The organism is Glycomyces sp. MUSA5-2 (assembly GCF_037034145.1).
In the GTDB taxonomy this organism is placed as follows: domain Bacteria; phylum Actinomycetota; class Actinomycetes; order Mycobacteriales; family Micromonosporaceae; genus Glycomyces; species Glycomyces artemisiae.
The window spans coordinates 439,692-451,586 of sequence record NZ_JBAGKG010000005.1 but is presented as its reverse complement, the minus strand read 5'-3'; the positions used below and the strand labels follow the sequence as shown (position 1 = coordinate 451,586).

Sequence of the window (11,895 nt, the reverse complement as noted above, 5' to 3'; positions counted from 1 at the left end):
GTTCCGCCGCCGAGGACCGACCCGCCGCACCGCTGCGCCGCATCCACCAGGAGCACCCCAGATGATCCGTGCCGTCGCCACCCAGATCGCCGCCCGCGTCGGGCCCGCCTACGTCGGGCGCCACCGCCGCGCCCGGCCCGTCCTGCACCGGGTCCTGCGGCTCGTCAGCGCCGCGCCCGAGGCCGCCCTTGAGGAGGCCGTGCGATGAGCCGCCGCCTCCCCGTCCGCCTCACCAAGCGCCGCCGCAAGCGTCCGCGTCTCACTGCCCTGCGGCGCTGTCGCATCGGTCAGTCCGCCTCCGGGCGGTAGTCCAGGAGCAGCAGGGCGATGTCGTCGGTCAGCGGGCCGCCGACCCAGCGCCGCAGCGCCGTCTCCAGCGACGCGAGGCCGTCGCCGGTGTTGCCGTGCCCGATGAGGCTCCACGCGCGCTCGCGGATCGGGAAGAACTCGCCGTCCCGGCGGGCCTCTGCCAGGCCGTCGGTGTACAGCAGGATCCGGTCCCCCGGCTGGAGCCGCACCGTCAGCTCCTGCGCCGACGGGCTCAGGCCCAGCGGCGGGGCCATCGACTCGGGCTCCAGGTAGGTCGCCACGCCGTCGCGCACCAGCATCGGCGGCGGGTGCCCGCAGTTGAGGATCTCCAGGGTCCCGCCGCGCTCCTGGAGCAGGATCGCCGTCACGAAGTCCTCGTCGCCGCCGTTGCGCGCCACCGCGTGGTCGAGGTCGTCGATCATGCACCGCTGGTCCGGGCGCTCGAACGCCACGTGCCGGAACGAGCCGAGCACCGTGGACGACAGCCGCACCGCGTCCAGGCCCTTGCCGCGCACGTCGCCGATGACGATCCGCACCCCATACTCCGTGTCGAGGGCCTCGTACAGGTCCCCGCCGATCTCCGCGCCCGACCGGGCCGACACGTACCGGGCCGCGATGTCGAAGGGCCCCAGGCGCTCCCCGATCGGCCGCAGGATCGCCTGCTGCACCACCGAGGCGAGCTGCGTGAGCCGCCGCATCCGCTCGTCGTCCCGCTCGCGCACGACCGCCACGGCCGCGGCGATCACCACGGCCACGGCCACCACCAGGAAGTCCACGCCGTGCTGCGAGACCGCCGAGATCGAGAAGTCCCGGAGCGTCCACAGGTACCCGAAGGCCGCGGCCATGCTCGCCGCGCCGACCCCGGCGACCCAGCGCCACGGCAGGAACGCCGACGCCGCCAGCGGCGGCAGCGCCAGCCACGACACGGCGTGCGAGTCGCCGCGGGCGGTCAGGCGCAGCCCGACCAGGACGACCACCACCGCGAACGCGGCCGTGAACGCCGACCGCACGGACGGCGCGGCCCAGCCCTTCCACAGGTCCCCTCGGGCCTGGGCCGGACTGCGGCGCTGCGTAGTGCGCATGTGGTGGCATGCCTCCTTCCCACCGGATCGCGGGCGCGTCCCGCACGCTCGGGACTCCGCTCGGGGTCCCCGGTTCCGGGCGCAGCGGGCCCTCGGCCCCGGACCGGGCCGGAGGGGTCGCGCCCTCGCACCGGCCGGGGGTGTCGTCAGCACCGGCCCCGGCCGGCGGCGGTGGGAAGCCCGGAGCGCCGGACCCGTTTCGACCATCGCCGATGTGAAGATCGTAATGGTCGGCGCAGCGCTACCGGGCGTGGAGGACGCCGCCGCTTCCGAGACGGCGAAGTCTGTGCGTTCGGGCGGACGAAACCGACGAACGGGCCTTCGCGACTCATCCGTTCGGACAGGGTTTCAGGCTTCTGAACTGGGACGCCGCTTCATGTGCCATACGCCGCAGGGACGCCCGGCACCGATTCGGAAGGCCCGTCGCAAACGTGACGAAAAGCGCTGGCACGGTGACCGCGCGTCGTGCGAATCTGGAACGCGTGCAGTTCACGATCGCGAAGACCCCCTACTCCAGCCCCGCCGCGCGCCTCCTGTGCGAGGAGGTCCAGGCCGAGTACGTCGTGCGCTACGGCTCCGGCGACATGACCGAGATGAGCGACGCCGACTTCGAGCCGCCGAACGGCGAGTTCCTCGTCGTCTTCGACGAGTCCGGCGAGCCCGTCGGCTGCGGCGGCTGGCGCGCCCACGGCGACGGCGATGCGGAGATGAAGCGCGTCTACGTGCGCGCCGCCGCCCGCCGCCAGGGCCTCGCCAAGCGCATCGTGGCCGCCGTCGAGGAGTCCGCCGCGGCCGCGGGCCGCAAGCGCGTGATCCTGGAGACCGGTCCGCGCCAGCCCGAGGCCGTCGCGATGTACGGCCTGCTCGGGTACACCCCGGTCGACGCGTTCGGCTACTACAGCGCCGAGGACGGCTCTATCCACCTCGGCAAGGAGCTCGGAACCGACCTTCCATAGTAATTCACTGAATTGCGATCAGAAGCGGCACGCAACCACCAAAGCCGCTCATCGCGCCTTTCGGGTCAGGAAGGCCAAACGGCCTGATCCTCACCTCCACCCCGAAAGGATCAAAGTGGACATGAAGAGGAAGCAGCTGGTCCGCCTCGGCGCGGGCGTCGCCGCCGGGCTCGGCGCCGCGGCCATCGCCTGGGCGGGCGTCGCCGCCAACGCGCAGGACAATGCCGCGGACAACGACTTCGAGGCGCAGATCATCGGCGGCCAGCCCGCCGAGGAGGGCCAGTACCCCTGGCTCGTGGGCCTGGGCTCCGCGGGCGAGGGCACCCCCTGGGAGCGCCAGTTCTGCGGCGGCTCGCTCATCGCCCACGACGTCGTCCTCACCGCGGCGCACTGCGTCGAGGGCACCGAGGACGCCTCCGAGCTCGTCGTCTTCTCCGGCTCGGTGGACCTGGAGTCCGACGAGATCGTGGAGACCGCGGTGACGGACTTCCACATCGCGGAGGACTTCAACGACCCGATCGCGATGTCGAACGACTGGGCGCTGCTCAAGCTCGCCGAGGAAGTCGACCAGGAGCCGATCCCGCTCAACACCGACCCGGCAGCCGAGTTCGAGGTCCTGGAGACCGCGGGCTGGGGCAACACGGGCGAGGAGTACCCGACGGTGGCCGAGTGGGTCGAGGTGCCGTTCGTGAGCGACGCCGACTGCGAGGCGGCCTACCCGGGCGAGGTCGACGCGGCCTCGATGCTGTGCGCGGGCGACCTGGAGAACGGCGGGGTCGACTCGTGCCAGGGCGACTCGGGCGGCCCGATCATGGCCGACAACGAGGGCCTGACGCTTGTGGGCATCGTGAGCTGGGGCTACGGCTGCGCCGAGGCCGGCAACCCGGGCGTGTACGGCGAGGTCGCGGACTTCAACGACGCCATCGACGAGGTCCTCGCGGGCTGGTCCGTCGAGTAGACCCCTTGATCCGTGAAGGCCGGGAGGGCCCGCCCCTCCCGGCCTTCCGCATTCCGAGCGCAGTCCGGAATGGACTATTCGCAGGCGTCCGTCCCTATTGCTGAATACAGGCGTGTATACGCCGCTATTCACTGAAAAACAGCTTAGATGTGGATTCCTCAGATATGAGCGATATTCCCGTATGCTGCTTGCGGCAGGTGAACGCCTGGATCCACCCTCACCCGAAAGGATTTCTCGCGTGAAGCACAACCGAAAGACCCTCGTCAAGATCGGCGCGGTCGTCGCCGCCGGACTCGGCGCCGCCGCGTTCGCGGTCGGCACCGTCGGCGCCAACGCGGACGAAGCCACCACCGACGGCGACTTCGACGCCCAGATCATCGGCGGCCAGCTGGCCGCCGACGGCCAGTTCCCCTGGACCGTCGCCCTCGCCGACGCGGGCGACCCGTCGTTCAACTTCTGCGGCGGCTCCCTCATCGCCGAGGACGTCGTCCTCACCGCCGCCCACTGCACCGAGGGCTCCGCCGCCGGGGACATCGTGGTCCGCCACGGCGACACCGACATCACCCAGACCGACGTCTACGACGTCAGCGAGATCGTCGTCGCCGACGGCTTCAACGGCTCGACCATGGTCAACGACTGGTCGCTCATCAAGCTCGCCGAGCCGATCAGCGGCGCCGAGACCCTCCCGCTCACCGAGGAGGACACCAAGGACTGGGGCACCCTCACCGTGATCGGCTGGGGCACCACCGAGTCCGGCTCGATGTCGCAGGACCTCCTGTACGTCGACGTCCCCTACATCAGCGACGGCGACTGCTCCGGCGCCTACGGCTCCGAGTTCGACGCCGCCACGATGATCTGCGCGGGCGACCTGGAGAACGGCGGCGTGGACTCCTGCCAGGGCGACTCCGGCGGCCCGCTGATCTCCGAGGACGGCGTCCTCGTGGGCATCGTGAGCTGGGGCTACGGCTGCGCCGAGGCGGGCAACCCCGGCGTGTACGCCAACGTCGGCCTCCTCTACGACGACATCACCGCCGCCCTCGCGACCCTGTAGCGGCACACCTCCTCCGGGGCACCGTGCAGCCCTCCGCGGGCTTTTGTATACTCGGTGCGGCTCCGTTCAGGCGGAGTTCGCGGGTGTAGTTCATTGGTAGAATGCGACCTTCCCAAGGTTGAGAGGCGAGTTCGATTCTCGTCACCCGCTCCGCGAGGATTTCACGGCCGTCCGGTTCCACCGGGCGGCCATTTCTGTGTGCTCAGCCGTGCGCTCAGCCGTGCGCCCCACGGCGCGTGTTCGATTTCGTTCGATTGAGCTGTTCCGGGCCTCCGAATCCGACACCGGTTCACCGCATGACGCCTGTGAACTGCGATGTTATCGGTCTCTCTTGGGGCGCATGATGACGAATAGAGACCCCCTTCACTTTCTGAGTGGGCGCAGGTACCATGATCGCATCGAAAGTTTCCGATACTTCTTCTGAAACTTTCGGACGGACGAACCCTCATCCCTCGAAAGGAACGCGCCCGATGCGAAATCCCCTTCTCCGGCCCCGCGCGCTCGTGGCGGCCGGTGCGGCCGCCGCGCTCGCGCTGACCGCCGCCGCGTGCGGCGACAGCGGCGAGAGCGACGCCGACATCACCTGGTGGCACATCCAGAACCAGGACCCGCTCATGTCCACGTGGCAGGAGTTCGCCGACGACTTCGGGGCCGAGCACGACGTCACCTTCGACGTGCAGCCCATCGAGAACCAGGCGTTCAAGGACCGCATGGGCACCGCCTCCCAGTCGGGCGACGTCCCCGACATCTTCCACACCTGGGGCGGCGGCGTGCTCGCCGAGCAGGTCGAGGCCGGCCTCGTGCAGGACCTCACCGGCAAGCTCGACTGCATCGACCAGATCAACCCGATCGCCCTGGAGCCCTACACGATCGACGGCAAGCTCTACGGCATGCCGTTCGACGCCGGGGTCGTCGGGTTCTGGTACAACATGGACCTGTTCGCCGAGGCCGGCATCGACGCGCCGCCCGCGACCTGGGACGAGTTCCTCGCCGACGTCCAGGCCCTCAAGGACGCCGGGATCGCGCCGATCGCCCTCGCCGGCGCCGACCAGTGGCCCGGCCACTACTACTGGACCTACCTCGCCATGCGCACCGTCGGCCTCGACGGCCTCGAAGCGGCGGCCGAGGCCGGGGACTTCTCCGGCGACGGCTTCGTCCAGGCCGGGCAGATGGTCGCCGACCTCGCCGCCCTGGAGCCGTTCCAGCCCGGATTCGAGTCCGCGACCTACGGCGAGGCCGACGGCCAGTCCGCGGTCATGGGCGAAGGGCTCGCCGCCATGGAGCTGATGGGCCAGTGGGCCCCGCAGGCCCAGCGCGACAACTCCGGCACCGACGGGCCCGAGAACCTCGGGTTCTTCCCGTTCCCCACGGTCGAAGGCGGCGTCGGGACCACCACCGAGTGGCTCGGCGGCGGCAACGGCTACGCGGTCGCCGCGGACGCGCCCGACGAGGCACTCGACTTCCTGTGCTACTTCATGGAGCCCGAGAACTACTCGCGCGCGATCACCGAGGGCAACCTCACCCCGGTCGCCGTCGACACCGCGGCCGTCGCGCCAGACCTGAACGAGGACACCCAGAAGGTCGTCGACGCGCTCGCCACCGCCACCGGCACGCAGCTGTACCTCGACCAGGCGTACCCGCCGGCCATCGGCGGCGTCATCAACGAGGCCACCGAAGGGCTCATCCTGGGCCAGCTGACCCCCGACGACTTCGTGTCGATGGTCAACGAGGCGTGGGCGGCCGAGGAGTGACGACCACGGAGTCCCCCCGGGTCTCCCCGGGGCGCCCGGACCGCCGCGAGGGCGCACGCCCCCGCAAGCGGTCCGGGCGCCCCGGCGCGGGGACCCTCGCGACGTTCATCGCGCCCGGCCTGGTCCTGTTCCTGCTCTTCGTGATCCTGCCGGTCCTGTTCGCCGCGTACGTCGCGTTCTTCCGCTGGAACGGGCTCGGCGGCGTCCCCACCGACTTCGTGGGCCTGGAGAACTTCCGCAACCTCCTCCAGGACGAGGTGTTCCTCGGGGACCTGTGGCGCCTGGGGCTCATCGTGGTCCTCTCGCTGCTGGTGCAGCTGCCGATCTCCTTCGGCCTGGCGATGCTCCTGCACCAGCGGTTCCCCGGGCGCACCGCGTTCCGGCTCCTGTTCTTCGTGCCCTACGTGCTCACCGAGGCCGTCACCGCGGTCCTGTTCCGGCTCGTGTTCTCGCCGCGGCGCGGCTTCGCCGACTCGCTGCTGGCGAACCTCGGCGTCGACTCGCAGGTCGGGTGGCTCTCCGACCGCGAGATCGTCATGTTCGTCATCTTCGGGATCCTCACCTGGAAGTTCTTCGGCTTCCACATGATCCTGTTCCTCGCCGGGCGCCAGAACATCCCCGACGAGCTGTACGAGGCCGCCGCCATCGACGGCGCCACCGGCGCGCAGGCGTTCCGCTCGATCACGCTGCCGCTCATGGGCCCCACGGTCCGCATGATCGTGTTCCTGTCCGTGATCGGCACGGTCCAGCTGTTCGACCTGGTGTACGTGCTCACCGGCGGCGGGCCGTTCCACGCCTCCGAGACCCTCGCGATCACCATGTACGAGCAGGGCTTCCAGCGCAACCAGATCGGGTACGCGTCGGCGCTGTCGATCGCGATGTTCCTCATCAGCCTCGTGTTCGCGCTGTTCTACCAGCGCTTCGTCCTCAACCGCGACCTCCAGGGGTCGATCACCACCGCCGGGAACCGCTCATGAAGGTCACGACGCGCCGCGCGCGCCTGCTGCGGCACACCGGGTTCTACATCGCCGCGTTCGTCACCACCGCGTTCGTGGCGACGCCGATCCTGTTCGCGCTCCTGGGCGGCTTCAAGGACAACCAGCAGCTGCGCGAGAACGCCCTGGGCCTGCCGAACCCGTGGAACGTGGAGAACTACACCGACGTGCTCGCCTCGGGCGCGTTCTGGCAGCAGGTCTTCTCCTCGGTGTTCATCGCGCTCATCACCACGTTCATCGTCGTCGCGTGCTCGGCGATGGTCGCGTTCGTGTTCGCGCGCTACGCGTTCCGCGGCCGCGAGGGCCTGTTCACGCTGTTCGCGGCGGGCATGATGTTCCCGTTCGCGGTGGCGGTGCTGCCGCTGTTCATCATCCTGCGCACGTTCGAGCTGCTCAACAGCCCGCTCGGGGTGATCCTCCCGCAGGCCGCGTTCGGCCTGCCGCTGACGATCATCATCCTGCGCACGTTCTTCCGGTCGATCCCCGCCGAGGTCGAGGAGGCCGCGACGATCGACGGCGCCGGGCCGTGGCTGTTCTTCTCGCGCATCCTCCTGCCGATGGCGCGGCCGGTGCTCGCGACCGTGTCGGTGCTCGCGCTCGTCGGGTCGTGGAACTCGTTCCTGCTGCCGCTGGTGGTGCTCCAGAAGTCGACGTGGTGGACGCTCCCGCTGGGCGTCACCCAGTTCAGCGGCCAGTACGCGTCCGACACGGCGAAGGTCCTCGCGTTCGTCATGCTCGCGATGCTCCCGGCGCTCGTGTTCTACGCGTTCGCCGAGCGGCACCTCATCAGCGGGCTGACCTCGGGCGGCACGAAGGGTTGAGACGGCCCGTCCGAGACGGGCCCGGGTGCTTTCGAGGCGCCCGGGCCCTTTTTCCGTTCCACGGGAACCGCCGGGCCGCGGGCGGCGTCCCACCGGCATGAAAGCGAAACTCCTCACCGCACTCGCGGGCGCGGCCGCCCTCGCCGCCGCCGGGTGCACCTCCTCTTCAGACGGGGGCGACCCCGACGTCGAGGCCGTCCCTTGGGTGCCCGCCTCCGCGCAGCTCGCCTCCTACGGCGGCTGCGACGAAGCGCTCGAAGGCATCCAGGACGCGGCCGCCGCGATGATGGCCCAGTGGCAGTCCGGCGGGTACTTCGCGAACGGCTTCGCCGAGGACGGCGTGGCCCGCGAGGAAGGCGACATGGCCGCCGGGTCGGACAGCGCCGAAGCACCGACCGCCGCGGCCTCGGACGCCTACTCCCAGACCAACAACGCGGTCGCGGGGGTCGACGAGCCCGATATCGTCAAGACCGACGGCGCGTTCGTCTACAGCGTCGTCCAGAACGAGCTGCGCGTCGTCGACACCCGCTCCGGCGAGGTCGCGGCTGAGCACCGCTACGACGACATGTCGTGGGACCACGAGCTGTTCCTCGGCGACGACGAGCTGCTCGTCATGTACACGCAGGACCGCCAGGACGGCGAGACGTACTACAGCGAGTTCACGATCGACCGGCTCGACCCGGCGAGCCTCGACGTGCTCGACACGTTCTCCATGGGCGGGTCCATGGTGGACGCACGGATGGTCGACGGGGAGGTGCGCCTCGCGGTGTCCTCGCAGCCGAGCATCCAGCCGGTGCAGGACGTCCTGTACGACGCCGACGCCGACCTGGAGGACCTCAAGGCCGCCATCGCTGCCACGGAGCTTGAGGACTGGGTGCCGGGCTTCAGCGTCAACGGCGAGGACGGCGAGATCGACTGCCGCGACATCGCCCACCCCGACCGGTTCTCCGGCTCCGCCGTGACCGTGTTCGGGCTGGCCGCCGACGGCGGCTGGGAGGACGTGGAGCCGCACACGGTCATGGCCGACGGCGACACCGTCCACGGCACCACCGAGAGCCTCTACCTCGCGCACTACGACTACGGCTGGGGCGCGGCAGAAGACGAGCAGCCGCAGTCGGAGACCGAGCTGTACCGGTTCCACTTCGAAGGCGGCGAGCCGCGCCTCGCGGGCGAGGCCACCGTCCCCGGGTCGCTGCTCAACCAGTACTCGCTCAGCGAGTACGACGGGCACCTGCGGGTCGCCACCACCGAGAACGACGCGGTGTGGGGCTGGTGGGGCGGCGGCTGCGGCCCGGCCGACGACTGCGCATGGGAGGGCGCCGAAGTCGCGCCGGCCGAGCCGGAGCCCTCGAAGTCCACGGTGACGGTGTTCGCCGTCGGGGACGACGCCCTCACCGAGACCGGCTCGGTCACCGACCTCGGCGTCACCGAGCAGATCTACGCCGTCCGCTTCATCGCCGACACCGCGTACATCGTGACGTTCCGTCAGACCGACCCGCTGTACACAGTGGACCTCTCTGATCCGGCGAACCCCGCCGTCACCGGCGAGCTGAAGATCACCGGCTACTCCGGCTACCTCCATCCCGTCGGAGCCGACCGGCTCCTGGGCATCGGCCAGGAGGCCGACGAGGACGGCGTCACCACCGGCCTCCAGGCGAGCCTGTTCGACACGGCCGCACCGGAGGCCGCGGTCCTCGACCAGTACTTCCGCGAGAACTCGGACTCCGCCGTCCAGTGGGACCCGCACGCGTTCCTGTACTGGGACGACGCCGGGATCGCCGTCCTGCCCGTCACCGACTGGGGCCCCGACTACTCCAACTACCGCTCCGGCGCGGTCGTCCTCGCGATCGGCGTCGACACGGTCGACCAGGCCGCCTGGATCGAGCAGGAGGTCTCCGACCCGTACAGCGAGGGCATCCTCCGCACCCTCGTCATCGGCGACCAGCTCTGGACCCTCTCCGCAGCGGGCCTGCAGTCCAACGAACTCGGCGGCGGCTACGCCCAGACCGCCTGGATCGGGTTCTAGGAGACCGGGGGGATGAAAGAGGGCCCGCGCTGCCTTTCGGGTGGCGGCGCGGGCCCGTTTCCTTGCGCCGTAACTCGACCGGGGTGATGCCGGTGAGCATGCGGACGGCGCCGAAGCCCCACATCTCGTCCCAGGCGCTGGCGTAGACCGCGCCGTCGTCGGCGGTGGGCCAGCCGGTCCAGACGGCGTTGCTGGCCTGGGACCAGGCGCCGTTGTACCAGACGGGGATCGCGGGGAGGTCGCGGAGCGCGAAGCGCTCCAGCTCGGCGATGATCTCCATGTAGCGGGGGTCGTCGGAGGCCACAGTGGAGAGTTCTTGGGTGAGCTCCCAGGCGTCCTCGTTCTCCCAGCGGGAGTAGTTGCCGGTGAGCTGCGCGTCGGCGACGGGCAGCTGGAAGAGGTACCGGAAGTGGCTCCACGGCGAGTTGGTGAGGCGGCTGTCGTTGTTGACGAGCAGGTCGAAGTCGCCGCCGGCGCGGGCGGCGTCGACGTCGGCGGCGTCCACCGATTCGGCGGTGACGTTGATGCCGGCGTCCACGAGGTCGGAGGCGATGGAGCGCGCGGCGTCCTCCCAGTCGGTCCAGCCGGTGGGGACGATGAGCCGCAGGGAGAACGGCTCGCCGTCGAGGTCCTCCACGAACCCGTCGCCGTCCTCGTCCTTGTACCCGGCGGCGCCGAGGAGGGCGACGGCCTGGGACGGCTCGAAGACGAACCCGTCCTCCTCGACGATCCCGACGTCGTAGTAGCGCTCCCAGACCGGCAGGAGCCCGGTCGGGTGGGCCTCGGTGACCATGCCGCCGTAGATGGCGTCGACGATCTGCCCGGGGCTGACCGCGAAGGCCATGGCGCGCCGGAACTCCGGGTCGTCGAGGGGCGCCCGCGTGGTGTTGGGGATGAGCATCGCGGTGTTCGCGGGCGCCATGAACGGCGGCTTGTCGTAGTACGTGGTGAGCGCGGGGTCCCCGGAGATGAAGTCGGCGACGCCGGGCATGAAGTTGTTCGCCAGGTCCAGGCGGCCCTCGATGAGCATGTTGAGGATGTCGGCGTTCGAGGGCGTCACGAGGTCGACGATGAAGCGGGGCCGCACATCGAGGCCGAGCGCCTCGGTGGCCCACCAGCCGTCGCGCTTGACCCAGGCGATGCGCGTCTCGTCGAAGGAGTGGACGCGGTAGGGGCCGGTGACGACCGGGTCCGGGCCGAGTGCGCCGGTGAGGATCTCCTCGGGCGCGTACGCTTCGAAGACGTGTTTGGGCACGATCTCGTTGGTGTACAGGAAGTTGTCCCATTCCTGGTGGCGCGCTTCGGAGAAGGTGAACCGGAGGGTGAGCTCATCGACGACCTCCACGGCTTCGAGCCAGTCCCAGACCCCGGCGAAGGGGACGCCGTCGGTCTTGCCGAGCTCGAACGTGTACGCGACGTCGTCGGCGGTGAACGACTCGCCGTCGCTCCAGTCGATCCCGGCGCGCAGCTTGAGCTCGAACTCGCGCTCGCCGGTCCACGCCCCGGACTCGGCGAGCCAGGGGGTGAGGGCCTGCTCCTCGACGTCGTAGAGGAAGAGGTACTCGTAGCCGAGCCCGTTGAGGCCGGTGACGCCGCCCGCGGTGACCGGGTTGAAGTCGCCGGGCGGCCCCCAGGCCGTGCCGGTCGTGTACAGGGTCTCGCCGCGGGGGAACTCGTCGATCGCGAGGCCGTCCGCGTCCGTCTCGGTGGCGGGCTCGTCGTCGCTGCACGCGGCGGTCGCCAGCACCGCGGTGGCGGCGAGCGCGGGGAGGTGTCTCCTCTTGGTCATGTCGGTTCTGCTTTCCGTCGAGGGATGACCGGGCGCCGGGTGCGCGAGGCCGAGGTGAGGGAAGCCTCGCGGTGGAAGAACGTTAGCGCAGACTGGAAGCACTGTCAGGCCGGGCGATTCGCTGATTCGCCGGAATTGCACGGATAAATACATCGAT

At 70.2% G+C, this 11,895-nt stretch carries 10 protein-coding genes and 1 tRNA gene; 9 read left to right on the top strand and 2 right to left on the bottom strand.

Annotated features, from left to right (window positions below; genetic code table 11):
* Positions 1 to 61 precede the first annotated feature (61 nt).
* On the top strand, positions 62 to 208 hold the full coding sequence (locus tag WA640_RS18560; RefSeq protein ID WP_335989524.1) for a hypothetical protein: 147 nt from the start codon (positions 62 to 64) through the stop codon (positions 206 to 208).
* Positions 209 to 287: 79 nt separating this feature from the next.
* On the opposite strand, the gene WA640_RS18555 is transcribed toward WA640_RS18560, so the two are convergent.
* Positions 288 to 1,391 carry a PP2C family protein-serine/threonine phosphatase gene (locus WA640_RS18555; protein WP_335989522.1) on the bottom strand — a complete coding sequence of 368 codons (1,104 nt, stop codon included), beginning with the start codon at positions 1,389 to 1,391 and terminating at the stop codon, positions 288 to 290.
* 482 nt (positions 1,392 to 1,873) lie between these two features.
* On the opposite strand from WA640_RS18555, the gene WA640_RS18550 reads away from it, so the two are divergent.
* The 8 genes from WA640_RS18550 to WA640_RS18515 all read left to right on the top strand — a co-directional run bounded on the left by WA640_RS18550 (position 1,874) and on the right by WA640_RS18515 (position 9,949).
* On the top strand, positions 1,874 to 2,347 hold the full coding sequence (locus WA640_RS18550; RefSeq protein ID WP_335989520.1) for a GNAT family N-acetyltransferase: 474 nt from the start codon (positions 1,874 to 1,876) through the stop codon (positions 2,345 to 2,347).
* Between the two features lie 121 nt (positions 2,348 to 2,468).
* Entirely contained in the window at positions 2,469 to 3,305 is an 837-nt protein-coding gene (locus tag WA640_RS18545; protein ID WP_335989519.1) for a S1 family serine peptidase, read from the top strand.
* A 238-nt stretch (positions 3,306 to 3,543) separates the two neighbouring features.
* Positions 3,544 to 4,356, top strand: a complete 813-nt coding sequence (locus tag WA640_RS18540) for a S1 family serine peptidase (RefSeq protein ID WP_335989517.1) — start codon at positions 3,544 to 3,546, stop codon at positions 4,354 to 4,356.
* Positions 4,357 to 4,435: 79 nt separating this feature from the next.
* Positions 4,436 to 4,506 (top strand) — tRNA-Gly (locus tag WA640_RS18535).
* 320 nt (positions 4,507 to 4,826) lie between these two features.
* Complete coding sequence (locus tag WA640_RS18530; RefSeq protein ID WP_181245634.1) at positions 4,827 to 6,107, top strand: extracellular solute-binding protein; 1,281 nt, start codon at positions 4,827 to 4,829, stop codon at positions 6,105 to 6,107.
* Positions 6,104 to 7,084 carry a carbohydrate ABC transporter permease gene (locus WA640_RS18525; protein WP_335989514.1) on the top strand — a complete coding sequence of 327 codons (981 nt, stop codon included), beginning with the start codon at positions 6,104 to 6,106 and terminating at the stop codon, positions 7,082 to 7,084. Before WA640_RS18530 ends, WA640_RS18525 begins: the two co-directional genes overlap by 4 nt.
* On the top strand, positions 7,081 to 7,923 hold the full coding sequence (locus WA640_RS18520; RefSeq protein WP_335989512.1) for a carbohydrate ABC transporter permease: 843 nt from the start codon (positions 7,081 to 7,083) through the stop codon (positions 7,921 to 7,923). The genes WA640_RS18525 and WA640_RS18520 overlap by 4 nt, the downstream gene beginning before the upstream one ends.
* Before the next feature lie 97 nt (positions 7,924 to 8,020).
* Positions 8,021 to 9,949, top strand: a complete 1,929-nt coding sequence (locus tag WA640_RS18515) for a beta-propeller domain-containing protein (protein ID WP_335989510.1) — start codon at positions 8,021 to 8,023, stop codon at positions 9,947 to 9,949.
* Here WA640_RS18515 and WA640_RS18510 read toward each other — a convergent pair.
* A complete protein-coding gene (locus WA640_RS18510) occupies positions 9,855 to 11,738 on the bottom strand; it encodes an ABC transporter substrate-binding protein (protein WP_335989509.1) in 1,884 nt (627 codons plus the stop codon). The genes WA640_RS18515 and WA640_RS18510 overlap by 95 nt on opposite strands.
* Between the last annotated feature and the right edge of the window lie 157 nt (positions 11,739 to 11,895).